Below are 25,828 nucleotides of genomic sequence, written 5' to 3'. Positions count from 1 at the left end.
GCGGGCCGCTGTGGTAACAGTTTGATCCTATGAACTCGCCGCAAGATCCGCAGCTCGACGAACTTCTCGCTTTGGGTGACCGCGTGGTGAAGATGGCCACCAAAGGCGGTGCGACGGTTGCCGAGTGCCTGCTGCGCAACGGCGCCGAGCTCTCGGCCAAGGTTCGCTTGGGCGAGCCGGAGCTGGTCGAGGAAGCGGGGCACCGCTCCATCGGCCTTCGCGTGATGAAGGGCAAGCAGGTGGCCACGACGTCCACGAGCGATCTCTCCGAGGCGGGCATCGACCGCTTCGTGAAGGACGCACTGGAGTTGGTGGAGCTCGCGCAAGAGGATCCCTTCGCGGGCCCGGCCGATCCAAAGTTGCTCTGCGACACGTCGTCGCTGCCGGATCTCGAGCTCTACGATCCGTCCGGCGGACGCGTGGCGGCGGGCGAGGCCATCGCCATTGCGAAGAAGGGCGAGGCTGCGGCGCGCGGGTTCGATGCGCGCATCACCAACAGCGAGGGCGCGAGCTTCGGTCGCACCGCCGGCGGTGTGGCCATGGTGCTGTCGAGCGGATTCCATGTGGCTTACAAGGGGTCCTTCTGCTCGCTGAGCGTGGTGCCCGTGGCCGCGGACAACGGCGGGAAGAACCGCCGCGGCTACCACTGGACGGCGAAGCGTTTCCTCGCGGAGCTCGACGACGCGGAGGAAGTGGGGCGCGAGGCGGCACGGCGCACGCTGCAGAAGTTGGGCGCGCGACCGGTGGCCACCACCGAGGCGCCCGTGGTGTTCGATCCCGATGCCGCGCGCTCGATCCTCGGCTTGCTGGCGGGCTGCGTGATGGGCAGCTCCATCTGGCGCAAGTCGAGCTACCTCGTGGGCCGTGAGGGCACGCGCGTGGCGAGCGATCTCGTGACCGTGGTGGACGATCCGCTCATCGCGCGCGCACCGGGTTCGCGCCCGGTCGACGGGGAAGGGCTGGCCAGCCGCAAGAACCTGGTCGTCGAGAACGGGATTCTGCGGACGTACCTCTGCGACAGCTATTCGGCACGCAAACTGTCGCGCGAGAGCACCGCCAGCGCGAGCCGCGGCAGCTCCGCAGGGGTGGGGCCCGGCACGACGAACTTCATTTTGCAGCCCGGCAAGGAATCGCACGACGACATCGTGAAGGGCACGAAGCGCGGTCTCTACGTGACCGAGATGATGGGCTTCGGCTTCAACGCGGTGACCGGCGACTTTTCACGCGGCGCATCGGGCTTCTGGATCGAAAATGGCGAGTTTGCCTTCCCTGTGAGCGAGGTGACCATCTCGCTCAACGTCGACGAGCTGCTGCAGAGCATCGACGTGGTGGGCAGCGATCTGGATCTCCGCACCTCGACGGCGTCGCCGACGTTCCGCGTGGCGAAGATGACCATCGCCGGCGCGGGCTGATGTCGCCCGACGAGATCAAGGAGCTGCGCAAATCCCTGTCGTGCACGGCGAAGGAGCTCGCGGCCGCATTGGGTCTCGAGCAGAAGACCGTGATGGCGTGGGAGCAAGGTGAGTTGTTCCCAACGAAGCAATTCGTCGACCGCATGAACGCGCTGCGCGAGAAGGGCCCGTCGGCCATCCCGCGCAAATCCAAGGGTACGAACCCGATCAAGACGCTCGCGGATCCGCAACTCTGGGAATTGTTCCGCAAGCTCGCCGCGCACAAGAAGCTTCGCGACGACGTCGCGAAGCTCGCCGCGAACTATTCGGACCCTTCCGAAGAAGACTGATCGTCCTTCAGTACCGACTCGGGATCGGTGATCTCGCCCTCGATGGGCTCCTCGGGCTCGTCCTCGTGCACCTCTTCTCCGTACACGTTCTCGTCCTCGTTCTCGTTCTCACCTTCGTGCACGTTCTCGTGTTCGTGCACGGGCACGGGCACGTGCTCGATCTTCTCTTGCGGCGCGGGCACCGGCTCAATCGTGGGGACGGCATCCGGCAGCACCTCCCCCAACTCCTTCTCCACGATCTTCCGCGACTCCTCGTTCAACTCGGTGAACTCGTGCAACGTCGGAAGATCCTTCAGCGACTTCAACCCGAAGAACTCGAGAAACCCCGGCGTCGTGCCGTACAGCAACGGCCGCCCCGGCTCGTCCTTCTTTCCTAGAATCTTGATCAGGTCGCGCTCGAGCAACATCTTCAGCACCGCGCCCGTGTCGACGCCGCGAATCTCGTCGATCTCGGGCCGCGTGATGGGCTGCCGGTACGCCAGAATCGCCAACGTCTCCATCTGGGCGCGCGAAAGCTTCACCGGCTTTTGCTTGGTGAGATCCCGCACGTACCTCCCGTAGCGGGGCGCCGTGTGGAAGATGAAGCCGCCCGCCACCTCGTCCAGCTTGATGCCGCGCGGCTCGTACTCTCCCTTGAGCACGTCGAGGAGCCCCTTCACCTCCTTCTGCCGCGCCTCCGCCAGCCGCGCGAGCTCGCTCGCCTTCAGCGGCTTGTCGCTCGCGAACACCAGAGCCTCCAGGAGCCCCTTCAGATGCTCGCGCGATTCGTCGCCCAGCGGCTCCGCGGTGCCATCGTCGTCCTCCTCCTCGGGCTCGAAGAGCTCACCTTGCGCGAGCGCCTCCAGATCGAAATCGTCCCGCAGGGGAAGCGCGACCTCGTCGCCCACCAAATCGACCGTGGTCTCGACATCCTCCCCGACCGGTGCACCGAGCTCTTCGCCGAGCCCCTCGGCCTCCTCGGTTGCGGCCTCGTCGCCGCCGCCCTCGTCGGAGCCCTCTTCCTCGAGGACACTCTCCTCCGGCTCCGGCTCCGGCGTGGCGTTATCGGTCGGTTCCGTCGTCACGAGGCACCCTCGGGTGCCGCGGGCGGCGGTTCTTCGTCCTCCCCGGTCTCTCCCGCCAGCGCCGCCACGGCACGCGGGTCGAGCCCGCCGGACTCGATGCCGGCGTTGAGGTCCGTCGCTTCCACGTACAACGGCGCCAGCGGCTCCTCTTGGTAAAGCCGCGTCATGCGCAGACGGGTCATCTCCAGAAGCGCCAGGAACGTGATGACCAGATCGAAGCGCGTCGTGAGCCCCTCGAACAGCTCCTCGAACAGCATCCGAGGCTTGCCGCGCAAGAAATCAGCGAGCTCATGAATTCGATCCGTAATGGAAATACGGTCGGCGATGACGTCGTGGGTCATCTTGATCTTCGAACGCGAAAGGACCGACTGGAACGCCTCCAGGAGCCGGTAGAGCGGGATGTCGGCCAAAGGCGCCAAGCCCGTCTGGACGAAGGACTCCTCCATGGGCATGCCACGGCCGAACGAGTCCTGCCCCGCGACGCCACGCTCTGCGAGCTCGGCCGCGGCGTGCTTGTACTTTTGGTACTCGAGGAGCCGCGAAATCAACGCCTCGCGCGGGTCTTCCTCCTCCTCCTCGACCTTGTCGTCTTCCTGGCCGGGGGGAGGCGCCGGAAGCAGCATCTTCGACTTGATGTGGGCCAGCGTGGCCGCCATCACCAGGTACTCGGCCGCGATGTCCAGATTCAGCAACTGCATCAAGGCCAGGTATTCGAGGTATTTTTCCGTCACGAACGAGATCGGGATGTCCAAGATCTCGAGCTCGTGCTTCTGGCAGAGGTGCAGGAGCAGGTCGAGCGGCCCCTCGAACATCGGGAGAGAAACGGAATAGGTGCCGGGACCTGCGTCCAAACGCTCGACTTCGCTCATGTGCTGCTTTGGGCCTTATAACACCATTCCATTCGGGCCCAGTTTCAGGCCTAGATTCGGCCGAATTGGCCCGGTCGGCAACCGGGACTCTCGCTCCCCCGCCGCCGCTCGGCTAGCATGGGCCCTGTGATGAGAGGCGCGTCCGCCACGACGACGCAAAAGCATTGTCCGTCGTGTCGTGACCGTTTTTCGGGCGAGGCTCTCTTTTGCCCGAACGACGGCACGAAGCTCGTCGAATCGGACCCGAGCGACGAGTCCCCGGCGCCCGCGCCGCCGCCCGTCCCCGAGCCGGCGAAGCCCGTCGACACTTATTTAGGTCGCGAGATCTCCGGCCACATCGAGATTCGCGAGCTCGCCGGGGTCGGCGCCATGGGCCGCGTCTACCGTGCGTTCCAGCGCGGCATCGATCGCGACGTCGCGGTGAAGATCCTGCACCGCGAGCTCTCGGCCAACCCGCAGCTCGTGGCCCGCTTCCATCGGGAGGCCAAGGTCGCCTCGCGCTTGCAGCACCCCAACGTGGTGCACGTCCACCTCGCGGGGCAGCTTCCCGACGGCGCGCTGTACATCGTGATGGAGTACCTCGACGGTCTGTCGCTCCAGAGCGCGCTTACCGCCGCGGGCAGTTCGATGCCGCTTCCGCGTGCGCTCCACATCGCACTGCAGCTTTGCGATGCCGTGGGCGAGGCGCACGCGCAGGGCGTCGTTCACCGCGACTTGAAGCCGGAGAACGTGATGCTCGTCCGGCGCGGTGAGGACGCCGACTACGTCAAGGTGCTCGACTTCGGCATCGCGCGACTGAGTTGGGGCGAGCAGTCGATGGCCACGGCCGCCGGCCTCATTTTCGGTACCGCGCGCTACATTTCGCCCGAGGGCGCGCAGGGCGAGAGCGTCGGGCCGCCGGGGGACGTCTACGCGATTGCGACCTTGCTCTACCAGATGCTCACGGGGCGTACGCCCTTCGAGGGCGAGCAGGCGGTCGGCATTTTGATTCAGCAGATTCACGATACGCCGCCACCGCTCAAGTCGTTCCCCGAGGCGGCGGCGGTGCCCGATGCGCTGGCCGAGATCGTGATGCAGAACCTGTCCAAGGACCGCAACACACGCGCTCAAGATGCGCGTGCGCTCGGCCGTGCGCTGCTCGATGTGATGCGCGTATCGTCGCCGCGCGTCTCGGGGACGTCATTTCCGTCGGTGCCGTCGCTCGATGACGTGCCGTTGCTTCCAGGGGCTGCGCCCACGACCCGGTGGACGCCGCCGGTCGCGTTGCAGGCGCAACTCGTGCTCAATCCGCCGCGAGGCTCGTCGCCCGACTTCGGGCGCGCTTCGACGCCGACGCCGACGCCCGCGCCGGCGCTGGCCGCGACCATCGATGACGCCGAGATTGGCCTGGCGTTGCAGGCCCGGCTTGCGACCGCACCGACACCGGCGGCGCCGCTCGCGGTGCTGAATCAAACGGTGCGCCTGCCTCCGTCGTTTCCCACCGTCGAGCACCGACACGGGGGACCGGCGAAGCCGCGTTCCAACGTCGAGAGCACGCTGAGCGATGCCCCCTCGAGCGAGCCTTCGTCGGTGGCTTCCGTCCCGTTGCGCCCCCAGCCGCGCAAGTTCGCACGCTACGCGGCGCTGTTTTTCCTGCTGTTCATCGTGGGCAGCGTCGTGGCGGCAGGGGTCGCATACCACCTGGGCCTCTTGCAGCCTGCGGCCAGCGCGAACAACCTCGAGGACATCGTGATGCGCGCGCGCGTGGCGGCTTCCGAGGGACGGTGGGATGCACCGCCCGGGGACAACGTACAAGATCTCACCAACGAAGGACTCGTGCTCTGGCCCGGCGAGCCACGGCTGGTGGAGATTCGCACGCGTGCGAGCGACGACCTCATGAAGCGGGCCATCACCGCCAAGAGCGCGGGCGACTTGCAGCAGGCCGTGCGCGATGCGCGGCTGGCCACGCGCTTCGATCCCAACGACGCGAGCAAGCGCGCGCTGGTGCACGAGTACGAAAATGACATTGCGCAGGCCTCGGGCGAGCAGTTGATGCACCTGGCCGACGCCGGCGCCGGCGCGACGAAGCAGACCTCGTCGTCGGGAACGCGGGTGGCCGTCGAGACGTCGCCGGGCAAGCCGCGCATTGGGCAGCAGGTCGACTTTGCCGCACGGGTGGGGGTGGAAGGCAAGAACGTGAGCGACGCTCGCTTCGTGGTATCGGGCGGTAACCTCGGCGCCGTGGGCGCCAAGCTGACCGCGATCAGCGACAACGGTGCGTACCGTGCGGGGTTCACGTTTTTGGAGGCGGGGCGCTACGAGGTGAGCTTCTTGGCCCGGGTCGACGGCGCGAACGTGCGCGGCGTGCGAACCGTGGTCGTCGAGGGCGCCAAGCCGGTCCCCGCTCCTGGCGGCGAAGCCGCCCCGGCGCCGCCGGCACCGTCGGGATCGAGCGCGCCCCCTGCACCGAGCGGGAGCGCGAAATGGCTTTGAAAATAGCCGCCCGTATTGCGGCGGCTTCGACGATGGCTGCATGGCTCGGGGCGGCAGGGCCCGCGCATGCCGAAAATACGTCGCGCGTGCCGTCGACGAGCCCCGAGAGCCTCGTGGGCCGCCCGCACACCATCGCGGAGCTCGAGGCAGGGATCATCGCGCTTCCGAATGCGCCCATCTCGCGGCGGCAAGAGGGCGGCGAAACGCCGTTCGGGACCATCGGAAAAGGCGATGCGACGGTGCTGGTGGGGATGCACCTCCTCTACCGCGCCTCGCCCGCGTTCGCATTCGGCGCCGGCTTCCTTCTCGGGCCGCAGCCCACGTCGGACACGCAATACGGTGGCCAAACCGGGCTGAAACGCTCGCACGCGCGCAGCTACCTCCTCGTGGGCGGCGAGCTTCGCTACATCCCGTTCCGCTCGAAGACGCTGGAAGCCTGGTTCGGCCTCACCGTCGGTGGCGTCATCATCGCCGATCGCTTCTCGACGGACACCGGCGAAAAGGTGCCCGCCATCCTCGGCGTCCCAGCCGTGACCGTCCGCACCGAGGGCTACACCGTCGGCGTGGAAGTGGGCGGTAGCTGGGTCTTCGCCGATCGCTGGGTGGCCGGCATCATCGCGCGCACCGATCGTTGGAAGTTGCCCGACTCCCCGCAGTGCACCTCCATCGGCGACTGCGGCACACTCACCGGCACCGTGGAATCGATCCAATTCGGTTTGACCATCGGATATCGCATTCCCTTGTAGTTCGTAATCGCCCTGAAACGTTTGCAACGGGGTGCAACAGGGGCGCAACAGCGCGACCGCTCGGGAAAGCGCTTGTGTCACCCGGCGAGCGTGATGTGTAAGTGTAGTAATTTCAGTGGGTTAGCCTGCGTGCCTGGCATGGCCTGCGGCTTGCTCTAAGGGTCTCCAACAACGCGGACGCATCGTTTCGCGAACTTTGGAAAGGACCCTAGTTTGAAAAAGCCGTTGCTCATGCTGTTTGCTTTGGCGCCGTTCTTCACGCCGGGAACCGCGAAAGCACTGGAAGTGGCCGGAGAAGCCATGACGAGTTGGTCCGGCTGCGATTGCAGCGCAGGATCGCTGAAATACACCGACGATCAGATCTCTTATCTCATTAGCGAGATGCAAGATCTCGGACATCAGAAGAAGTTCTTTTACAAGAATAAAGATTCGTATTCGATGGATCTCATCGAGGACAGCCTGCCCAACGGCTACGACGCGGGCTATGCCGACGGCGTCGATTTGTTTGCGCTGTCCAGCCACGGCGGTGCGCCCAACGATTCGAATGGCAAGCAGACGTTCTCCACGCCGATGTGCAAATCGGGATCGGCTTCGGCATCGAGCAGCTGCCACTTCGACGCGAACAACTCTCGCATGGGTGAGGCGGCCGGACCGGGACAGAGCCAATACGCCACGCCGCATCCGGGCCAGGCCCGCTGGTGGGTCTTCTTCACCTGCTACAGCGTTCATACGAAGCCCAACGAACAATGGGGCCAAACCCTGGCGCACGGCGGCGACACCGTTCTCGGATACCGCGGAACCTCGGCCGATAGCTGGACGACGGACGAAGTGGGCGAGGACTTGGTCGACGCGGTGTTCGACGACGGCGACACCTTGAAGGGCGGCTGGTTCTGGGCGGCCGAAGATTGGGCGGTGGACGACGTGGCTTCGATGGTGGCCTCGGGCAAGACGAAGGACAAGGCCATCTACCGGCGCGACAAGGCGGTGACCAGTTGGGATCGGCGCGAGGCCGATAGTCATCATGGCTGGTTTGCGTGGGCGTGGCACGAGGGCTGAGAGATCCAAAGGATAGAACGAGGAATTACATACGATGAAATTCAACAAGAAGTGGTGGATGCTGACGAGCGTGGTGGGTATTGCGTGCAGCCCGATGGCCACCGGGTGCTCGAGCGACGATGTTCGCGAGAATGGTTCGGAGTCGACCGCGGTTTCGCCCTCCGCGCTCACCCCGGAGTTGCAGGGTGTCTCGACGTTTCGTGCACGGGCAGGGGCCCAGGCCTTTTTGCGTGACGAGCCGGCCACGGCGAACTTCGAGCGCGTCCGTGCGGCATTCGCCCAAAGGCAGCCCGTTGCGGGGAAGCTCGGCATCTACGAACTGGAACCGGTGGGCGATGTCGCCGCCACGTTGCAGCGCCGCGCGGCGGAGTTGGGAATTCGCGGCGAGGTCGTCAAGAAGCTGAATCACGCGAGCATCAAGGATGGCGTGAACGAGCTCCGCATCGGCGAGCGAAGCGGCGCCGAGCGCTCCCTGGTGACGGAGCTCTTTCATCAAGGCCCGGGCACGGCGGACTCGCGGAGCGACGACGAGTACCTGCAGCTGGCGAATCGCCGCGCGACCGTGGTGGGGTCGACGTTGCCGCTGGCGGACCTGTATCCGTACAAGATTCGCCGCTACAAGAACGCGATTGCGGAAGGCGAGGCGGAGCCCGAGGTGACGACGTACCAAGTGGCCGTGGCCTTCAACCAGAGCATCGACGATCTGCCGGTGATCGGCTCGGGCGGCAAACTCGTCATCCACATGACCACGGACGGGCAGCCCGTTGGGCACGAGTTCGTGATTCGCAAAGTGAAGTCCACCGTGAAGGAGCTGGACGGCTCGGCCCTGACCGATCCGGACACGGCGCGCGCCGAGGTGGAAGCGCGTTTGGCACGGAGCGGAATCGACATGAGCCAGTACCGCGCCGTGCGGTCCGAATTTGGCTACCAGCGCCTCGGGCGCGACAACACGCAAAACGTGCTCGCGCCGCACTATGGCTTCTACTACGAGGCCCTCGACGGTGTGTCGCGGAAGCTCGTGGAGTACGTCCCCGCGCTGAAAGACCCGACCCTTCGCGCGATCGCCGAGCGTGATACGAGCGCGAACGAATCGCGCAAAGCGCAGCGCAGGCAGGGGGCGACACCGCGTCGATAGGGTTTAGGGTTTAGGGTTTAGGGTTTAGGGGGGAGAGAAGAGAGAGAGGAGAGAAGAGAGCGGGGGGTTAGGGGGGCTTTGGCCAGGTGCGGATGAATTCGGCGGCGGCGCGGACCCCTTGGCGCCAGGAGGCCATGAGTTGAGCCTCGTCGTCGCAGCCTGCAAGCGTCAGTGCGTTCTCCCGGTCCAATCGGGAGAGCGCCAGGCGCTCGAGGGCATCCCCGAGCTCTTCGAGCTTGGCTGGGTCGAGGTCGAGGTCGAGGTCCGGCGGCGCTTGGCTCACGAGGATGCATTGACGATGACCCGAATGTTCTCCATTGCGCAATCGTTAAATCGGATTTTGAGGAGTAACTTGCTATTAGCAAGCTACTGCAATCTGCGCGCCTTATAGCAAAAACATCGACAGAATCGCCGTTTTTTGAAGGAATGCTTGACGGAGTCAAACGAATATTTGAGCATATCGCTCCCTTTCCCTACGGAGGAGCGAACCATGCATTTCATTCTTTTCTACGATGTCGTCGAGGACTACGTGACCAAGCGCACGCCGTTTCGTGGGCAGCACCTCGAGCTGGCGCGTGCGGCGTACGATCGCGGGGAGCTGGTCCTCGCGGGGGCGCTGGCCAACCCGGCTGACGGAGCCGTTCTCGTATTTCGAGATGGCAAGGCAGCGGAAGCCTTTGCCGTGAACGATCCGTACGTGAAGAACGGCGTCGTGGTTCGCTGGCGCATCCGTGAGTGGACGACCGTCCTCGGCGACGGCGCCACCCTGCCGACGCTATAGAGGTCCGCGCGACGACACGGCGCTCGGGCGGGAGGATGCAGTGGGATCGAACGGCGGGGTGGGGAGCGCGATCTGAAAGACCATGCCCCCGCCCTCCATGGTGGCCACGTCGATGGTCCCGCCGTGGACCTCGATGATCGACCGCGCCAGCGAAAGACCCAAGCCCAGCGCCCCGTGCCGGCGCGCCTTGTCGGCATATTTGAAGGCCTCGAAGATCTTCTCGCGCTCTTCCTCCGGCAATGCGCGGCCCGGCGTTTCGACGTCGATGTGCAGCCGGTCGCCGCGGAAGGAGGCGCGCACCAGCACCGTGCCCTCCTCGTGCGTGAAGCGCACCGCGCTGGTGATGATGCCCGTCAGGGCCTGCACGATGCGCAGCGAGTCGAGTTGCAGCCGGGGGACGCCGCGTTGCACCTCGCCCACGACCTGCACGCTGCTGTCGGCCATCAGATCACGGGCATCGAGCACGGCGCTCATGACCACGTCGTCGACCACGGTCCACTCGGGCGTGACCAAGAAGGCGCCCGCCTCCACGCGGGCGGCGTCGAGGATGGTCTGAATGAGGTGCAGCAGCTCGCGCCCGCGCTGCTCGATGATGACCAGGCTTTCGCGTTGCCCGTCGGTCAACGGCGCGCGCGAGGCCAGCGCCGCGAAGCCCAAGATGGCGTTGAGCGGCGCCTTGAGGTCGTGGCTCATGGAGGCGAGGAACAGACCGCGCATGCGCTCCGTGGCCTCGCGGGCGTGCGTGGCCTGCTCGTGCGCCGCGGCAAACTCGCGGAAAATGTCCCCGAGCTGCTCGATGGAGTCCATCATGGCGCCCACCGAAATGAAGCGCGCCATGCGCACCATGCGTGTGCCGCGGATGATGTCGGCCACACCGGTGGTGCGCACCGTGTTGGTGACCAGCCGCAGGTCCTCGCAGAAGCGCGTACCGACCCTCCAGGCGAGCAACGCGGCGAGTCCCACACCGGTGACGGCCAAGAGCGCGTAGATGAAGGTGATGGTATCGAGCCGCGCGGCCTCGAAGTGTACGGCCGCGTATCCATCGGTGAGTGGCACCAGGACGGTGGTCTCTTCTTCGGCACCCATGCCGAGTGCCGAGGGCGACACGGCGTTGGGCGAGAGCTCGGTGAAGTAGCCGAGTTGCTCGGCGGCCAAAATGGCCTGCTCCCGCCCCCGATCCGTCCCGCGGACGTGGTCGAACACGCCGCGCGCAATGTCGCTCGCCGTGCGCGCCCGCACGGCACTCTCGAAGAAGCGGGTGTGCGCGTACACGAGAAGCGATGCGCCCAGTGCGACAAAGGCCACTGGCCCGGCCACCGCGACGAGCAGCCGCGTGCGCGCCCGCATGGCCGTGCGGGGATTGGCGGCCATCACGAACACGGCATCGTAGGCCGCGTTCTCGGGCGCGACTTGGAGCACCCGCGCCACGATGCTGCGCAGCCGCACGTACAACGGCAGCGCGCCGGCCATGACGATGGTCGCATAGAGCAGAATGAGCGCGACCTGATTGTACAAGTCGTTCGTGATCGGCCGATAATTCGGCAAGAGCGTCGCCGTCGACGCGGCCAGCGACACGAACACCTGCGAGGTGGCGATGCGCGCCGGCAGCGCATAGACGGACAGGAGGTCCTGCGCGGGCACCGGCCCCGTGCCCTGGGCGAGGGCCCGCAACGTGGGCGCGAGGCGGCGGGTCAGGGTCAAGGTAATGATGGCGCTGAACACTGCCGACACCGCGAAGACCCACCCCGCCGTCGGCAAGGTCGCCACGAGCACCCGCTGATCGAGGAGCAGCAGCCGCGGGGCGAAGGCGACGGCCACGAGATCGCTGAACGCCGCGACGAGCAGCTGCATGCTGAGCAACCGCGGTACGAAGCGCAGGGCCGCGGGGCTCATGACAACCTCACGCGGGGGGCTTTGAGGGGCAGGAGCACATTGAAGGTGGATCCGCGTCCGAGCTGGCTCTCCACGTAAATGGCGCCGCCGTGCAAAAGCACCAACCGTCGCGCGATGGCCAACCCCAGGCCCGTGCCGCGTTTGCGCCGGTGCTCGTCGCCGGCCTGACGGTAATCCTCGAAGATCAGGGCTCGCTCGGTATCGCCGATGCCGGGGCCCGTGTCGCGCACGCTCACCTTGGCGTACGCACCCTGCAAGGCCACGCCGACGACGACCTCGCCCTTTTGGGTGAACTTGATGGCATTGGCCACCAAATTGGTGAGGATTTGGCGCACCCGCTTCGTATCGGCCTCGATGACCAGCCGCGCGACGCCCTCGTGCCCGACGACGATGGGGCGGCCTTGGAGCACACCGGCCGCCTCGCGCAGCACCTCGGTGGCGATGGCCACCACGTCGACCGGGTCCCGGGAAAGCCGCAATTGTCCGCTTTCCAGAGCGGAAAATTCGAGAATGTCGTTGATCAACTCGAGCAGGTGCCCACCCGAGGCCCGAATCTGCTCCACCTCCTCGGTGGCCTCGGCGGTGAGGGGGCCGTCGACGCCCTGAACGAGGATATCGGCAAATCCCAAAATGGCATTCAGCGGGCTGCGCAACTCGTGGCTCACCGCGGCCAAAAAGGCCGCGCGATCGCGGTCGGCTGCCCGGGCCCGCTCCAACGCGCCGCGGTAGCCTTTTTCCGCTTCCACGAAGCGGGCCACGAGCTGATTGAACGCGGTGGTGAGCGCACCGACTTCATCGAGCGAACGCACCGGCACGGGCTCACCGGAGGGCTCGCTGGGCACTTGAATCATCGCGCGGACGCGTTCGGTCAAGAACTCGACATCGATGTTCGCTTCGCGTGCCACGGCGTAGGCGAAGGCGGCCGCCACGCCGACGAGGAGGACCGTCAAGGCAATGAGCGCGGCCACCAATGCGGGGCCTGCCTCGGATTGATCGGGCGCGCGCACGAAGGCGAGCACATAGCCTTCTTCGGGATCTCGCTCGAGCGGTCGCACGGCGTAACGCACGCGGCCGAGCGATGTCGTGGCTTCACCGCGTTTCGCAACGATGAACTTGCGGATCGTGTCCGGCGGTGGAGCGCCCAGGCTCGCATCGGAGATGATCCCACCATTTTCATAGACGATGAGGATCTCCGCCTGCGTGCGCCGCGCAGCCTGCTGAATGGCTTCTTGGCGCCCCGAGAGCGTGAACCACGGAAGCCGCGCGCTGAGGGTCGCGGTGAGCAGCTCGGCACGTTCGGCAGCGAGGTCGTCGCTCTCGCGAACGAGGTGATCCAAGCCCGTGAGGCCAATGGCGATCGCCACGGCCAGGCTCACGAAAATGGCGATCGCGGGCGCCAAAGGATGGAGCGGCCAGAGCCGCCGAAAGGCTACGCCCTCCGCCGTATACCCGCCGTACGTCGGGAGTGAGCCTCGCGAACCGATGGACACGCGGACCGATGATACCCCCGTCTGGACGTGCGCGTGAAATTCTGGGCGCGTCGATGTGGCATCCGCCACGAGAGGCTTGTCTCTCACACGTCACGCAAGGGACGCACGCATGCGATGCGAGGCCCGTATTCATTGCGCGCTCCAGTGAACTCCGACCGAAACAGCCGATCTTTGCCTCGATGCAAGATTCGCCAGACGCAGAAAAATCCGGCCGATCGAGCCTCGTTCGTCATCGTGACAACAATGGCGGCGATACCACTTCAACACCTGTCACAAGGTCGGAACAACGCAGGGCGCGAACGCGTGCAACGCAGCACTTCACGCGCGTGCGCGTTCATGCAGGATCTCGCGCGCGAGGCCAGAAAGTGCAGCACGATTACGAGTTCTTCTGGCCATCTTGAAATAGGGGGTTACGCTCGTGGAGAACCATCGATTCGCTCCCAGGGTTGAAACGGTTCCGCTAGCGCGACCCCTGATTTTTAACTGAATGTTTACACCTAAAGGTTTCAGAGTGTTTTCAGGTGGGGCGAGCGAGCGGTTTTCCGGCTGAATTCCCGCGAATATTTCGCATCCGTTTCGCAGATCGATCGACGCACCGCGTCTCCGATTTTAATTGGCCGTTGACCCTTTACGCCGCTACGTCTTGGGCGGATAACATCATCGAACTACCGAAGTAAGCGATGCGCAAACTCTCACGACTCTTCGCAACCAAAGATGCAGCCCGCGGCGCGGCGCCCCGTCGCCGTCGCAAGCTCGTGCATCTTGCAACCGCGGCTGAAAGCAGCGCCAAGTTGCGCGTTGCCGACGTGCAGCAGGTTGACGTGGACGCGAGCGTGGTCGACGACGGCACCGCGGCCCTGGAGCTGGAGGAGCGCGCCGTTGCGGCACGTCACGCACAGGAGAGAGCACGCCGCGCGGGAATGGATGAATCGCGCGAGGTGTTGGTAGACGCAAGCGAGGCGGATGACGCGTCGCCTGACAGTTCTTCCCGCCCTTCTGGGCCTAGTCCCTCGGGTATCCCTTTCGAATCTGGTGTGTACGTGAGCTCCCGCTTTACCAACGCAGACCCCAATCTGGTCCGTCAGGTGACCCTCGTGGTGTACGAGTGGCACAATGTGGAGCCTGGCACACTGTCCTGGGTTTTTCCGAGCGTGCAGGCGGCCCTCGCCGCGGCCCGCGCGATGAAAAACGCGGTCAAATGGGCGGTCATCGCCGGCCGGCGCACCCAAAAGGTCGACGTCGAAAGCGAGCGCGCCAGCGGCCTCGTATTGGCCGAACAGGCGGGCTAGCGGCCCTGGGGGGCCGCACGGGTCTGGTTTTGGGGGGCTCCGCCGCCCCAAGCCCCCGAGAAAAGCGTTACGGCGTGTGTCCTAACCCAGGGTCCGCCGCCCCAAGCCCCCGAGAAAAGCGTTACGGCGTGTGTCCTAACTCAGGGCTCCGCCGCCCCAAGCCCCCGAAGAGGGGGTTACGGCGTGTGTCCTAACTCAGGGCTCCGCCGCCCCAAGCCCCCGAGAAAAAGCGTTGCGGCGCGCTGGGGGCGTGACCCATGGCCGTAAACGGTCTGGGGGGCTCCGCCGCCCCAAGCCCCCGAGAAAAGCGTTACGGCGTGTGTCCTAACTCAGGGTCCGCCGCCCCAAGCCCCCGAGAAAAGCGTTACGGGGCGGGGTCGTAATCCATGGGGCCGCAAACGGTCTCGGGGGCTTTGTCGCCTGAGGGGCCTGAGAGAAGTGTTACGGGGCGGGGTCTAACCCAGAGCCTCAAAGTCGTGATGGGGGGCTTCAGGGAGAAGCATTTGTTCACCCCTGAAGCCTGTCGCGACGCCGCTTTCTTCGTGAGAAGCGGCGCCTCGATGTCGCGCTAATTTAGATTCGTTCCAAAATGACGGCCATGCCCTGGCCGCCGCCGATGCAGGCGCTTCCTGCGGCGTAACGGCCTTGGCGGCGGGCGAGCTCGTAGACCAGGTGCGTGGTGATGCGTGCCCCGCTGGCCCCCAAGGGATGGCCCAAGGCGATGGCGCCGCCGTTCACGTTGGTCTTGGCCCGGTCGAGGCCTAGCTCCTTCTCTACGGCCAAATACTGCGGCGCAAATGCCTCGTTGACCTCGACCACGTCCAGATCGGAGAGCTTCAGATCCGTGCGTGCGAGCGCTTGCTGGATGGCCGGGGCCGGGCCAATGCCCATGATGGACGGATCCACACCGGCCACGCCCCACCCGATCAAACGCGCGAGCGGCTTGAGGCCTTTTTGCTGCGCAAATTCCTCGGTGGTGAGCACGAGGGCTGCGGCGCCGTCGCAGATGCCCGAGGCATTGCCCGCCGTCACCACGCCGTCCTTCTTGAAGACGGGCGCGAGCTTGGCCAGCACCTCACGCGTCGTTTGCGGGCGCGGGTGCTCGTCGACCTCGAAATTCACCGTGGCTTTCTTCTGCTTGATCTCGAGCGGCGTGATCTCGTCCTTGAAGCGCCCGGCCTCGTTGGCGGCCGCCCAGCGCTGCTGGCTTACCAGCGCGAATTCGTCGCAGGCTTCGCGGGTGATGCCATATTTCACCGCGAGATTCTCCGCGGTCATGGCCATTGGCAGGTTGCAATAGCTGTCGGTCAGACAGGTCCACAGCGTATCTTCCAGCGCGGGCGCCTTGCCGAAGGCGAATCCTTCGCGCGCGCCCCGCACCACGTGGGGTGCTTGCGACATGTTCTCGGTGCCGCCGACGAGCACCGCGTGGCCCTCGCCCAAAAGGAGCTGCTCGGCGCCGTTCACGATGGCTTGAAAGCCCGACCCGCAGAGACGATTCACCGTGAGCGCCGGCGTGGTGATGGGCAGCCCCGCCTTGAGCCCGATGTGCCGGGCGCAGTAAATCGCGTCGGCGCTCGACTGCAGCACGTTGCCGATCACCACGTGATCGATGGCGTCGGCTGCGACGCCCGATTGCGCCAACGCGGCCTTGGCCGCGACGACGCCCAGGTCGTTCGCGCTCAACCCTTTGAGGGCACCTTGCATGGTGCCGAACGCCGTGCGCTTCGCGCCGACGATGACAATCGATTTGGATAGCTTGGCCATGTCTTCCTCGTTTGCTCGATTCAACCCGCGTCGAAGCTTGCCCAGGCGCTGGTCAGCACCGTCTCACCGCGCTCCTTCACGGAAACGCTGAGCGCGACGCCGCCCGGCGCCACGATCCACCCTTCGGTGACGAGCGTATCGCCCGGCCAGACCGGACGCCGGAACTGCGCGTTGAATGCGGTGAGCTTCGACGCATCGCCTCCGCACGCGCCCTTTGCCGCGTGACGGACCATGTACCCGAAGGTGCAGAGTCCGTGCAAAATCGGCCCGCGCTCGAACCCGACGCTCGCGGCGAACTCGGGATCGGCATGCAACGGATTGCGGTCACCCGAGAGGCGATAGAGCAGCGCCTGCTCGTCCGTCGTCTTTTCCTCGATGCGAAAGTCCGCCGGGCGATCCTTCGGCACGGCGAAAGGCACTTCTTCCTTGGGCATCGATTTTCCGCCAAACCCGCCTTCGCCGCGGAAAATGATGTTCGAGGTCGTCTTGCAGACAACTTCGCCGTCCTCGTTCTTCGTCTCCATGTCCAGGACCACGTACGCGAACTTGCGCATGTCGAAGATGTCGCGGACGGTGGCCGTGGTGTACACGGTGCCTGCGCTGTTGAAGGGCCGCAGGATCTCCATCTTTTCCGAGCCGTGCACGACCATGGCCATGTTGCCCCCGCTCTTCGCAAGGAAGTCGAACATCAGGTCGATCTTCGGCACGACGGCGAAGCTCGGGTACACCTTGGGACCGCGCCCCTCGTAGAGGTAGTCGAGCTCGTCCTTGGTGGCACCGATGCCGAGCGCGTACAAAACGGTGTCCTGCCACGAGTAGATGCGTTTCGAGGGCTCGGACGGCTTTCCGATGATGTCCAGGTCGAGGCTCATGGCTCGAGAGAATCGGTTTTCCGCCCGCCTTGGTCAAGGCCGCGGTACCCTCGTTTCCGGTCGCGATGGCGGTTCCCAGTTCTTTCGGGATCGATTTATCCGCCCTAGGTCTCTCCTGGGCACGGATGCTGCCGACCGTCGCGCTCGTTCCCGCGTTCGGCTTGCGCGCCCTTCCCGGACCCGTGCGCGCCGTTCTCGGGTTGATGCTTGCATTGTGCATCCTTCCTGCCGTCGGAGCGACAGCCGGGACGACGCTGCTGGTGGCCCACGAGCCGTGGCCGCTTTTGCTGCTGGAGAACGTCGTGCGGGGCATTCCGGTGGCGCTCGCCGCGGCGATTCCTCTCTGGGCCGCGACCATGGCGGGCAATTTGGTCGATACGCTGCGCGGTGCCCACGAGCCGTGGAATGCCGACGTCGTCGCCGGCAAAGCGAGCCACATGGGCATTCTGTTCGCGCTGCTGTCCGCGGCGATTTTCCTGCAGTCGGGTGGCCCGTCGCGCGTGGCGTTGGCGCTCGCCACCGCCGATTTTCCCGCGCACCCGCTGCTGGCCGCCGTGCGCGATCTCGCGGGTGGCATCACCTTGGCCGTGGCCCTGGCGGGCCCTCTGTTCGCGGCGGCCATCGTGCTGGAGGTGGCCATCGCCCTCGTGGCGCGCGCGTCGTCCCCCGCGCAGCTCTACGTGCTTTTCCCTCCGCTGCGCGCGCTCGGCCTGCTCATCGTGGCGGCGTTGGTGCTCGAGCGCATTGCCTTCGTGCTTGCCCAGGCGATGCGTTGAAAAACGAATAGGATCGCCCAATGTACGCAGGACATTTTGCCATTGGCTTTGCACTTGCGCGGCGTTTGCGTGACGTGCCCCCGTGGATTCCGTTATTCGGAATCGGCCTGCTCGACATCCTCGATGGGGTGCTGGTCGGGGCCGGCCTCGAACGCGTGACCCCGGCCGCGAATGCCAATGGGTACATGCATATGTCACTCGAGTTCACCGATTGGGATCATTCGCTCGCGATGTCCGTCGCCTGGGCGGCCCTGGCCGGCATCGCTCTATGGCGAGCCGGTGGACCGCGATGGGGAATGGTCGCGGCCGCAGCCGTATTTTCGCACTTCCTAGCGGATCTCGCGGTGCACGATCCCGATCTGGCGTTGTGGCCGTATTCGTCGGCGCATGTGGGGCTGGGGGTGTGGAGCTCACTGCCCGTGGGCTCGTGGTTCCTGGAAGTGATTTTCGTTATCATTATGGTCTTAATTGGGTGTCCAAATGGCATCCAAAACTTGAATGCATCGAAATACCCCATCATGGTGATGGCATTTCTTTCGCTGCAATTGACACCATGGTGGTCGCCGATGGCGCTCGCCGACGGATTTGGCGCGTCGAGTTCGCCTGTCCTTTACGGCCTTTTTATCGTGGTTGGGTTCATTCTCCCGGCCTCGCTGATGTCCTGGTTCCTCATGCGTCCACTGGGTTCACGAGAGACGAATACGGCGACCTAATCAAAAGAAGGATTGACGCCCGAGATGTAATGTCCCCAAGTTAAGTCATCTCGGAGGACGAAAGCTTATGCGGCAATCGATGTGGCTGTTGGTCTTCGCGGCGGCAAGCGTGCCGGCGCTCTTGGTCGGTGCATGTAGCGGTGATGACACCTCCGTTCCCACGCAGGACGCGGGCACCGATGCGAGCAAGGACAGCACAACGGACAGCCCGTCTACTGGGGGCGACCCGGTGCGTGGCAAGTACATCGTGGACACGCTGGCATCCTGTGGCGATTGCCACACGCCGCGCAACGCCGACGGCAGCCCCGACATGACCCGCTACCTCGCGGGCAACGATTGTTTCATCGGTGTCAATCGCGGCGATGCGGGACCTGGCGGTCCGCAAGATCCTCCGGGGTGCCTCGCCGCGCGCAATCTGTCGAATCACGAGACCGGTTTGAAGAACCGGAGCGACCAAGAGATTCGCGACATGTTCCAAAATGGGAAGCGCCCCACCGGTGACGCTCTCTATCCGGTCATGCCATATTGGGTTTACCACAACATGACCGACGCCGACGCGAAGGCCGTTGTTGCGTACTTGCGCACCGTGCCGGGGGTCGATCATCGTTCGACGAGCCAAGCTCCGTGGAATTCACCCCCGCAAGGCACGGCACCGCCGATTGATCTCAGCAAGGTGCACACGCCGAAGCAAGAGGGCAACGCAGATTACGACAGCCAAATGCGCGGTAAGTACATTGCGGCGGTGACGGCGGCGTGCATCGAGTGCCACACACCGGACAAGGCGGGGGTCAACCCTCCCACGGCAGATCGAGAGAGATGGTTCGCAGGCAATCGTGAGTTCAACCGGGCCGATCTCCACCTGCCGCCCAATTTCCCGGAGACGATCCACAGCGCGAATTTGACTTCGGATCCGACAGGCCTCGCGGGCCGGTCGGTGGACGATATCGTCAAAGCCATCAAGCAAGGCGTCCAGCCAGACGGCGGTTTGGTGTGTCCCCCCATGCCTGCGGGGCACCTCGCTCCGTACTCCAAGATCACCGACGAGGACGCGAGAGATATTGCGAAGTACCTGCTGTCGCTTCCGCCCATCGCGAATGCGCGGCCCGACTGCCAACCCACGCCGCCATAAGTCGTCATGCGTACCATCGTGAGTGCGACGAAGGCAGGGGCGGCCGTCCTTGCGGCCGCCTCGTTGGCGGGATTGTTTGCGGCCTGTGGCTCGTCGTCCGACGGTGGCGGCAGTCCGCCGCCGGGGATCGATGCGGGGCCCGGAGATGCCGGGCCTTCGGGGCCGCCCCAACGCATTTCCGAGGCGGGGCTCTATTCGGATATCGCGACCAAGCAGGTGGCCGCGACCTCGCTCGAATATGCACCGGCGTATGCGTTGTGGTCGGACGCCGCCGACAAGAAGCGCTGGATCGTGCTTCCGGCGGGGGCGCGCATCGATACGACCGACATGGACCATTGGCGCTTTCCGATCGGGACCAAGCTATTCAAAGAGTTTTCGCGCGCCGGAAAGCGTCTCGAGACGCGTCTCATCCAGCACGTCGCCGATACGGGGAAGCTGGAAGACGACTACCTCGCGTCGACCTTCGTCTGGCGCGACGATGAATCCGACGCGGACCTCGTCGTCGACGGTGCCCCCAACGTTCGCGGGACCGATCACGACGTGCCCTCGCGCCAGGATTGCTTCAAGTGCCACCGCGGCGAGCCGGGGGCCATTCTCGGCTTCTCGGCGATTCAGCTTTTCCAACCGAAGGCCCCCGCCTCGGCGCTCACGTTGCGATGGCTCGTCGAGCAAGGCAAGCTCTCCGCACCGCCCGCGGCCGACGCCAACTTTGCGGCTCCAGGCGACGAGACGACGTCGCGCGCGTTCGGGTATCTGCACGCCAATTGCGGTCATTGCCACAACGAGAACGGAATTGCCTGGGCCGACAATCCCATGAAACTGCGCCTTCTCGTCGGCGAGCGCGATGCCGCGACCAGCAGCATCTACAAGGCCACCGTGGGCGCGAAAATGGATCGCCCGAAGACCTCGGGCGACACGTTCCGCGTCGTCGCCGGCCACCCCGAGCAGAGTGGCCTGTTGTATCGAATGTCCAGACGCGACGGCACGCCCGAATCGATGCCGCCCATTGCCAGCAAGCACGCCGATCCGGACGCCGTTTCCGCCGTCAAAGCGTGGATTGAACGCCTTCCGCCGTAAAGGCGAGTCAATCCCCCGCCAGCGCCCTCTCGATTCGCGGTAGCGCGCGCAAGGTGAGGGCGCTGAGCGTCAGGGTGGGGTTGACCGTGCCGCCGGTGCAAAACTGCCCGCTGCCCAGGAGGAAGAGGTTCGAGTGGTCGTGGGAGCGGCCGTGCGGATCGACGACGCTGGTCTTGGGATCGGTGCCCATGCGGTAGGTGCCGAGAATGTGTCCGCCTCCGAAGAAATCGGGCGCGTGTTCGAGGTAGGTGGTGCCGAGGGCCTCGTACATGCGGTCGTGCGTGGCGCGGGCGGCGGCGAGGCCGCGTTTCTCGTAGTCGCTGAGGGCGTAGTGCACCTTCGGGCGGGGCAAACCGAAGCTGTCGAGCGCGTCCTCGGCCAAGGTGACGCGGTTGTTCGGGTTGGGGAGCTGCTCGACCAGGGAGGAGACGCTCGAGTGGCGATGCGCATGCCATGCGAGCTCGCGCCGCAGTTGCGTGCCGCGAATGCCGCGAGCGAGAAGCTCGGGGAGCGCGAAATCGGCGGTTCCTTTGGCGTACGTCCAGCCGTCCGCGCGCAGCTCGATGCGAAAAGCTCCGCGGTGGGCGCGTTGATCGACGCCCTCGAAGTCGCGAAAGCGAAAATGATCGACGCCGGCCGTCGATTGCGGGCCGCGGTAGGCTCCATGGGCCTCGCGGGTGAGGGCCCAAGTGACCTGCGTCGGGTGGTCCATGAGGTTGCGGCCGACTTGGTCGCTGCCATTGGCCACGCCGCCGGGACGCGAAGACGTGCGCGAGAGGAGCAAAAGCTTGGGCGTCTCGATGCCGTGCGCGGCCAAGATGTAGATGCGCCCGCGCGCAATCTGCGTCGTGCCATCGGGCCTGCGCACGTGGATGCCTCGGATGCGCTCGTCGTCCCCCACCTCGACGAAGACAGCCACCGCATTCTCCACGATGCGTGCCCCCGCCCGTTCCGCGCGCTCGACCTGCACCCCGGCGTCGAAACGCGCGACCGTGGGGCAAATCGGAAGACAGCTCGCCCGGCCGTCGCACGCAGGCCTCCCGTCGTGCGGAATCGAATTGCGCGCTTGCGGATTGACGCTCATCTCGATTCCCAAGGTCGCCAGCGCGCGCTTCCAGGCCTTGTCCGCATTGTTGAGCGCAATCGGCGGCAAGGGATAGGGCGCGCTTCGCGGCGATTCCAAATCGCCGTGCCCCGATACGCCCATGAGCCGTTCGGCCTCGATGTAATACGGCTCGATATCCTCGTAGCGTAATGGCCAATCGACGCCGATGCCGAAACGCGACTTCATTTCGAAGTCGGTAGGGTGCAAACGCGGCGTCATGCCCAGCCAATGCCACGCGCTGCCTCCGACCAGGCGGAGGTAGTTGCTCCAGAACGTGTCAGGCCCCGCCTGGACGTAATAATCGCCAATGCGATCCAAAAGCGGCGCCGGTGCGTGCGCCACCGTCTCGTAAGGCGTCTCGGGCAATTTGATCACCGAGTCGCGGTAGCGCTGGATGGCCTGCGCGCGATCGACCCGTGGGCCGGCTTCGAGCACCAGGACCTTGGCCCCCGCGTTGGCGAGGCGGGTGGCCGCGATGGAGCCGGCCATTCCAGCTCCCACGATGACGACGTCTGCTTGCATATCGAGCATGTTCGAACTCATGGACTATCTCCGAGCGTCATCGCACGACGGGTGGCCGGCTCCAGAAGCCGGGAGGTCCGCCGCGGGTCGTCGGCGCATTGATGCCGTCGAGACGCCATCCCAGCGCGCGGACGTAGGTGGCGACACGCATGCCCGAGCCCTCTTCGTAGAGGCCCGTATACCAATTGGTAATCACGCGATCGGTGAGCACGCGAAATGCGCCATCTTGGAAGATGCCTCGGGATTCCAACTCCTCGAGGCTGGTCGGTGCATGCCAATCGCGGTATCCCGCGCGTTGATAAAGGCGTTGAAGATCGGCGGCACGCTGTGCATCCGACTGCAGCGAATGCAAATACGACTGCGCGAACGACGGTTCGAGCTGCTCGAATCCGGTGAGGAGCACGGACAAATGGAGAAATCGCGCCAGCTCGGGATGCAGGCGGAGCTCTTCGGGTAGCGTATCGAGCGCGTTTTCCTCTTCGGAAGGCGCGCAGGCGGCAAGGCCATGTGCGAGCGAAACGGCCGAAAAAGTAGCCAGAATCGCACGACGACCGATGGCGGGCGACGTGTCACTCATTAGGGACATCTTTGGCTCGAGTGCGCGCCGATTTCAACGGTACAACCATGTACGAGGAGAACTTTGCCCGATGTCGTTGTTACTCAAACCACCCGCGCCGCTCTCGTTCGATCGCACACTGCCGAGTGTCTTTCTCGCCGGCTCCATCGAAATGGGCGCCGCCGAGGATTGGCAACGCGAATTCGAACGCGGCCTTGGCGACACGCCCGCGGTCATTCTGAATCCGCGCCGCGATGACTGGGATAGCAGCTGGAAGCAATCGATGTCCGACCCGAACCTACGCGCCCAAGTGGAATGGGAGCTCGACGCACAAGACGCCGCCACCTGCATCGCGATGTACTTCGCCCCCACGACGAAGGCGCCGATCACGCTCTTGGAGCTGGGCCTCTTCGCGCACACGGGGAAGGTCATCGTGTGCTGCCCCGAGGGTTACTGGCGCAAGGGAAACGTGGATATCGTGTGCGCCCGATATGGCATGCCCATGGTGGCATCGCTCGCGGAACTCCTCGCGGCCACCCGCCAACGTCTCTTTTCGTGACCGCCTCTATCGGCGGGTGAGCGCGTCGAGATCGGCCAGGAGCCGCCGGATGCCACGCTCGATCGGGCGAAGGTCGGAAATCTCGACCCAAACCTCGAGCCCTTCCTGGACGGCGTAGCTGGTGATCGCGGTCAGCGCGTCGGCCGGGGAGCTCGTTTCGACGCGGATCGACACGCGTTGACCCCATGGCCCGGGCTGGCATTGCGTGAGTTCGAACGTCTTCGAGCCGAGCTCCAAACGCAATCGATCCCGCAATCCGCCCTCGACCATGGAGGCAACCAGCGGCTCCGGGTCGGGCGCTTTTCGTCCCTTCGTTCGCGGTGGCGGCTCGCGCCAAAGCTGTCCTGTCAGGGCCACGGTTTCTCCATCGAGTGACACGACGATCGCGCCATGCCGATATCCGCGGAGTGCGACGCGCTTCTTGCGCACGATGTTTTCGACGAGGACGACCTTGTTGACGTGGACCGCGCCTTCGATCTCCGCGGCCGCCGCTCGGGCGCGTTCAATCGATCGCGCTTCCTGTTCATACTCCCAGAACGAAAGCGTCATGCGCGAACGCTCCCTCGGCGGCGTTGCAAGACCCTTGCTCGCCTCCGTGAGGGCGGAGGCATCCACGTCCTCGAACGCGAGCTCCATGGACCAAGGGCGGTCCTCCGCCAAAGACCTCAGGGTATCCCTCCTCCATGCGAGCGCGTTTTCCGGCGCATTCGGGGCCGGGTCGTCCGGGCCCTCGGAAAGCGCCACGAGGACGTTCACGCCGTGCAGTGCGACGATGCAACCGACGCCTTCCGCGTTTTGCGCGACGCGCGCAGCGTCCGTGGCATCGCGCGCCCGTACGATCGCGAGCGCACTGGTTTTGCCGTGCACGTGGACGCCACCCGCGAGCTCTTCTCCTCCGCGCGCCCATGACAAGGCGCGCAGCTCGGCAAAGTCGTCTTCGGCCGTGTAGTCGGTTCGGGCCATGAAGGTGCGGCCCTCGACGAGCATCTCTTGCGGCGCCCAGCCGGCAAAGCGCTGCGGGATATCGGCGTGCTCGCGTTGGAAGAGCTCTTTCCATGGCTCGCTGTATGGTGCCCCCGGCACGTAGCCGGGGAGTAGGTCGGCGAGCAGCTTCTGCGCGTCCTCCACCGATTCGAACTTGGAGACGAGGATGCACTCTCCGCTGTTGTTCCCGCTGAAGGACTGCCAGATGCGAATTCCGTCGCGTCCGCCGCCGCCGGTTCTCTCCGCGGCGCGTGCGCATCCTGGGCGAGAGGACGCGAGGCGCAACGAGTCCCGTCGTGTTCTCCATGCCCGCATCGCGTCTTCGGCCGATTCGATGGGGAACGATACATCGTGAAATGAGCAGCCCTGCACGCGCTTGTCCGGCGTAATGGAGAGAAAATCGAGGCCTGCGCCGCAGTCTCCGGCGTCGTCCATGCCGTCGAAGAGTCGATGAACACCGAGCCGCGCGCCGAAACAGACGGATACACGGCACGGAAGGGGGCTCGCGCGAACGATCGCGGCGAGCGTCTCTTCGCTCTGAGCGCTCAGCATCATCGATGGATCCGGGCCCACGTAGGAAAGCAGCGACACATCCCGCGCCCCGAGCGCCGCGAGCTCGACGAGCAGCGCCGGTAGCTCCGCCATGACGCCGTCGTGCAGCAACACATTGGCTCCCCACGTTTGACCCGCGCGAAGGAGCGCCCCGGCGGCGCGGCGCCATCCGGCGTCTTCGTAGATGGAGACGCGCACCTGTCCGAGCGTACCCGAGAGCCGGGCGAGCACCTGGTCGCTGAGCAACGTGCCATTCGTGGTCACGTTGAGCGCGAGCTCGGTCGTCGTTCGCAAACGCGAAAGGAGGCGTTCGAAGCCGCGGAACGCAAAGGGCTCGCCGCCGCCGAACGCCACCTCCAGCGTTCCCGCGTGCGCGAGCCCTTCGAGCACCTCCGCCGCCGATTCCACGGTCCACGCGCTCGCACGCGATGTGTCTCGCGAGCAAAAGTGGCACGAGAGGTTGCAAACGTTGGTGATGCCGAACATCACGACGCGCGGAGCCTTCCGCGTGAACGTGCGGGTCGCTTCGTTTTGCACGCGAACGCTGGTGCCGGTCGCACCGTGAAAGTAGAGCATCGCACCATCGAGTGGGAACGCTCGGAATTCGCCAATGGCCGGAGGACGCATGTCCGCTATCATCTGTCCGCTCCTCCGCTTGTCATTCAAAAACGCTGCAGCAC

Annotated in this window: 24 protein-coding genes; 13 read left to right on the top strand and 11 right to left on the bottom strand. The window is 65.2% G+C overall.

Translation table 11 applies throughout. The annotated features are described in order from the left end of the window. The first annotated feature begins 29 nt into the window (after positions 1–29). Together LVJ94_40575 and LVJ94_40570 are read left to right on the top strand one after the other, a co-directional pair. Positions 30–1,412, top strand: coding sequence for a TldD/PmbA family protein (locus tag LVJ94_40575; GenBank protein WXB03189.1), 1,383 nt, complete (start codon positions 30–32; stop codon positions 1,410–1,412). Next, a complete protein-coding gene (locus LVJ94_40570) occupies positions 1,412–1,741 on the top strand; it encodes an XRE family transcriptional regulator (protein ID WXB03188.1) in 330 nt (109 codons plus the stop codon). Before LVJ94_40575 ends, LVJ94_40570 begins: the two co-directional genes overlap by 1 nt. Here the strand turns inward: LVJ94_40570 and scpB are convergent. Both scpB and LVJ94_40560 read right to left on the bottom strand, forming a co-directional pair. Beyond that, complete coding sequence (gene scpB / locus LVJ94_40565; GenBank protein WXB03187.1) at positions 1,714–2,805, bottom strand: SMC-Scp complex subunit ScpB; 1,092 nt, start codon at positions 2,803–2,805, stop codon at positions 1,714–1,716. The genes LVJ94_40570 and scpB overlap by 28 nt on opposite strands. Continuing rightward, positions 2,802–3,674: a segregation/condensation protein A gene (locus LVJ94_40560; GenBank protein ID WXB03186.1), complete on the bottom strand. Its 873-nt coding sequence runs from the start codon at positions 3,672–3,674 to the stop codon at positions 2,802–2,804. The genes scpB and LVJ94_40560 overlap by 4 nt, the downstream gene beginning before the upstream one ends. A gap of 129 nt (positions 3,675–3,803) precedes the next feature. Here LVJ94_40560 and LVJ94_40555 point away from each other — a divergent pair, with 129 nt between their 5' ends. The 4 genes from LVJ94_40555 (at position 3,804) to LVJ94_40540 (ending at position 9,083) form a co-directional block, all read left to right on the top strand. Beyond that, positions 3,804–6,146, top strand: a complete 2,343-nt coding sequence (locus tag LVJ94_40555) for a protein kinase (protein WXB03185.1) — start codon at positions 3,804–3,806, stop codon at positions 6,144–6,146. Between the two features lie 32 nt (positions 6,147–6,178). After that, positions 6,179–6,892, top strand: coding sequence for a hypothetical protein (locus tag LVJ94_40550; GenBank protein ID WXB03184.1), 714 nt, complete (start codon positions 6,179–6,181; stop codon positions 6,890–6,892). Positions 6,893–7,105: 213 nt separating this feature from the next. Further along, positions 7,106–7,948 carry a DUF6345 domain-containing protein gene (locus LVJ94_40545; protein ID WXB03183.1) on the top strand — a complete coding sequence of 281 codons (843 nt, stop codon included), beginning with the start codon at positions 7,106–7,108 and terminating at the stop codon, positions 7,946–7,948. 34 nt (positions 7,949–7,982) lie between these two features. Next, positions 7,983–9,083, top strand: coding sequence for a hypothetical protein (locus tag LVJ94_40540; GenBank protein WXB03182.1), 1,101 nt, complete (start codon positions 7,983–7,985; stop codon positions 9,081–9,083). Between the two features lie 67 nt (positions 9,084–9,150). Here LVJ94_40540 and LVJ94_40535 read toward each other — a convergent pair whose 3' ends face one another. Further along, positions 9,151–9,366, bottom strand: coding sequence for a hypothetical protein (locus LVJ94_40535; protein ID WXB03181.1), 216 nt, complete (start codon positions 9,364–9,366; stop codon positions 9,151–9,153). Positions 9,367–9,573: 207 nt separating this feature from the next. Here LVJ94_40535 and LVJ94_40530 point away from each other — a divergent pair, with 207 nt between their 5' ends. Then, positions 9,574–9,864 carry a YciI family protein gene (locus LVJ94_40530; protein ID WXB03180.1) on the top strand — a complete coding sequence of 97 codons (291 nt, stop codon included), beginning with the start codon at positions 9,574–9,576 and terminating at the stop codon, positions 9,862–9,864. Here the strand turns inward: LVJ94_40530 and LVJ94_40525 are convergent. From LVJ94_40525 to LVJ94_40515, 3 genes are all read right to left on the bottom strand, one after another. Then, positions 9,859–11,757, bottom strand: a complete 1,899-nt coding sequence (locus tag LVJ94_40525; GenBank protein WXB03179.1) for an ATP-binding protein — start codon at positions 11,755–11,757, stop codon at positions 9,859–9,861. The genes LVJ94_40530 and LVJ94_40525 overlap by 6 nt on opposite strands. After that, a complete protein-coding gene (locus LVJ94_40520; protein ID WXB03178.1) occupies positions 11,754–13,247 on the bottom strand; it encodes a HAMP domain-containing histidine kinase in 1,494 nt (497 codons plus the stop codon). The genes LVJ94_40525 and LVJ94_40520 overlap by 4 nt, the downstream gene beginning before the upstream one ends. Positions 13,248–13,939: 692 nt before the next feature. Further along, entirely contained in the window at positions 13,940–14,140 is a 201-nt protein-coding gene (locus tag LVJ94_40515) for a hypothetical protein (protein WXB03177.1), read from the bottom strand. A gap of 147 nt (positions 14,141–14,287) precedes the next feature. Here LVJ94_40515 and LVJ94_40510 point away from each other — a divergent pair, with 147 nt between their 5' ends. Then, a complete protein-coding gene (locus LVJ94_40510; protein ID WXB03176.1) occupies positions 14,288–14,536 on the top strand; it encodes a hypothetical protein in 249 nt (82 codons plus the stop codon). Positions 14,537–15,109: 573 nt separating this feature from the next. On the opposite strand, the gene LVJ94_40505 is transcribed toward LVJ94_40510, so the two are convergent. After that, on the bottom strand, positions 15,110–16,303 hold the full coding sequence (locus LVJ94_40505; protein WXB03175.1) for an acetyl-CoA C-acetyltransferase: 1,194 nt from the start codon (positions 16,301–16,303) through the stop codon (positions 15,110–15,112). A 20-nt stretch (positions 16,304–16,323) separates the two neighbouring features. Then, positions 16,324–17,175: a MaoC family protein gene (locus tag LVJ94_40500; protein ID WXB03174.1), complete on the bottom strand. Its 852-nt coding sequence runs from the start codon at positions 17,173–17,175 to the stop codon at positions 16,324–16,326. A gap of 125 nt (positions 17,176–17,300) precedes the next feature. On the opposite strand from LVJ94_40500, the gene LVJ94_40495 reads away from it, so the two are divergent. The 4 genes from LVJ94_40495 to LVJ94_40480 all read left to right on the top strand — a co-directional run bounded on the left by LVJ94_40495 (position 17,301) and on the right by LVJ94_40480 (position 20,870). Continuing rightward, positions 17,301–17,951, top strand: a complete 651-nt coding sequence (locus tag LVJ94_40495; protein ID WXB03173.1) for a flagellar biosynthetic protein FliR — start codon at positions 17,301–17,303, stop codon at positions 17,949–17,951. Positions 17,952–18,016: 65 nt separating this feature from the next. Then, positions 18,017–18,664 (top strand): hypothetical protein, encoded by a 648-nt coding sequence (locus tag LVJ94_40490; GenBank protein ID WXB03172.1) that lies wholly within the window; start codon positions 18,017–18,019, stop codon positions 18,662–18,664. 79 nt (positions 18,665–18,743) lie between these two features. Further along, positions 18,744–19,793 (top strand): cytochrome c, encoded by a 1,050-nt coding sequence (locus LVJ94_40485; GenBank protein WXB03171.1) that lies wholly within the window; start codon positions 18,744–18,746, stop codon positions 19,791–19,793. Between the two features lie 6 nt (positions 19,794–19,799). Continuing rightward, positions 19,800–20,870 (top strand): hypothetical protein, encoded by a 1,071-nt coding sequence (locus LVJ94_40480; protein WXB03170.1) that lies wholly within the window; start codon positions 19,800–19,802, stop codon positions 20,868–20,870. A 7-nt stretch (positions 20,871–20,877) separates the two neighbouring features. Here the strand turns inward: LVJ94_40480 and LVJ94_40475 are convergent, their stop codons facing one another. After that, the gene (locus LVJ94_40475) at positions 20,878–22,518 is read right to left on the bottom strand and encodes a GMC family oxidoreductase (GenBank protein ID WXB03169.1); all 1,641 of its coding nucleotides are present in this window, start codon (positions 22,516–22,518) and stop codon (positions 20,878–20,880) included. A 16-nt stretch (positions 22,519–22,534) separates the two neighbouring features. Further along, a complete protein-coding gene (locus tag LVJ94_40470) occupies positions 22,535–23,074 on the bottom strand; it encodes a sorbitol dehydrogenase family protein (protein ID WXB03168.1) in 540 nt (179 codons plus the stop codon). 70 nt (positions 23,075–23,144) lie between these two features. On the opposite strand from LVJ94_40470, the gene LVJ94_40465 reads away from it, so the two are divergent. Then, positions 23,145–23,612 carry a nucleoside 2-deoxyribosyltransferase domain-containing protein gene (locus LVJ94_40465; protein ID WXB03167.1) on the top strand — a complete coding sequence of 156 codons (468 nt, stop codon included), beginning with the start codon at positions 23,145–23,147 and terminating at the stop codon, positions 23,610–23,612. 6 nt (positions 23,613–23,618) lie between these two features. Here LVJ94_40465 and LVJ94_40460 read toward each other — a convergent pair whose 3' ends face one another. Next, positions 23,619–25,787: a radical SAM protein gene (locus LVJ94_40460; protein ID WXB03166.1), complete on the bottom strand. Its 2,169-nt coding sequence runs from the start codon at positions 25,785–25,787 to the stop codon at positions 23,619–23,621. Positions 25,788–25,828 lie beyond the last annotated feature (41 nt).

This window comes from Sorangiineae bacterium MSr11367, from assembly GCA_037157805.1.
GTDB classification, from domain to species: Bacteria; Myxococcota_A; Polyangia; order Polyangiales; family Polyangiaceae; genus Pendulispora; species Pendulispora rubella.
The sequence above is the reverse complement of the archived record's forward strand: the minus strand, read 5'-3'. Positions and strand labels throughout refer to the sequence as shown.

Bases quoted from the DNA above. Each gene is read 5' to 3' on its own strand.
- LVJ94_40575 (WXB03189.1), top strand. From the start codon at position 30: ATGAACTCGCCGCAAGATCCGCAGCTCGACGAACTTCTCGCTTTGGGT.
- LVJ94_40570 (WXB03188.1), top strand. From the start codon at position 1,412: ATGTCGCCCGACGAGATCAAGGAGCTGCGCAAATCCCTGTCGTGCACG.
- LVJ94_40560 (WXB03186.1), bottom strand. From the start codon at position 3,674: ATGAGCGAAGTCGAGCGTTTGGACGCAGGTCCCGGCACCTATTCCGTT.
- LVJ94_40555 (WXB03185.1), top strand. From the start codon at position 3,804: ATGAGAGGCGCGTCCGCCACGACGACGCAAAAGCATTGTCCGTCGTGT.
- LVJ94_40550 (WXB03184.1), top strand. From the start codon at position 6,179: ATGGCTGCATGGCTCGGGGCGGCAGGGCCCGCGCATGCCGAAAATACG.
- LVJ94_40540 (WXB03182.1), top strand. From the start codon at position 7,983: ATGAAATTCAACAAGAAGTGGTGGATGCTGACGAGCGTGGTGGGTATT.
- LVJ94_40530 (WXB03180.1), top strand. From the start codon at position 9,574: ATGCATTTCATTCTTTTCTACGATGTCGTCGAGGACTACGTGACCAAG.
- LVJ94_40525 (WXB03179.1), bottom strand. From the start codon at position 11,757: ATGAGCCCCGCGGCCCTGCGCTTCGTACCGCGGTTGCTCAGCATGCAG.
- LVJ94_40505 (WXB03175.1), bottom strand. From the start codon at position 16,303: ATGGCCAAGCTATCCAAATCGATTGTCATCGTCGGCGCGAAGCGCACG.
- LVJ94_40500 (WXB03174.1), bottom strand. From the start codon at position 17,175: ATGAGCCTCGACCTGGACATCATCGGAAAGCCGTCCGAGCCCTCGAAA.
- LVJ94_40495 (WXB03173.1), top strand. From the start codon at position 17,301: ATGCTGCCGACCGTCGCGCTCGTTCCCGCGTTCGGCTTGCGCGCCCTT.
- LVJ94_40485 (WXB03171.1), top strand. From the start codon at position 18,744: ATGTGGCTGTTGGTCTTCGCGGCGGCAAGCGTGCCGGCGCTCTTGGTC.
- LVJ94_40480 (WXB03170.1), top strand. From the start codon at position 19,800: ATGCGTACCATCGTGAGTGCGACGAAGGCAGGGGCGGCCGTCCTTGCG.
- LVJ94_40475 (WXB03169.1), bottom strand. From the start codon at position 22,518: ATGAGTTCGAACATGCTCGATATGCAAGCAGACGTCGTCATCGTGGGA.
- LVJ94_40470 (WXB03168.1), bottom strand. From the start codon at position 23,074: ATGAGTGACACGTCGCCCGCCATCGGTCGTCGTGCGATTCTGGCTACT.
- LVJ94_40465 (WXB03167.1), top strand. From the start codon at position 23,145: ATGTCGTTGTTACTCAAACCACCCGCGCCGCTCTCGTTCGATCGCACA.
- LVJ94_40460 (WXB03166.1), bottom strand. From the start codon at position 25,787: ATGATAGCGGACATGCGTCCTCCGGCCATTGGCGAATTCCGAGCGTTC.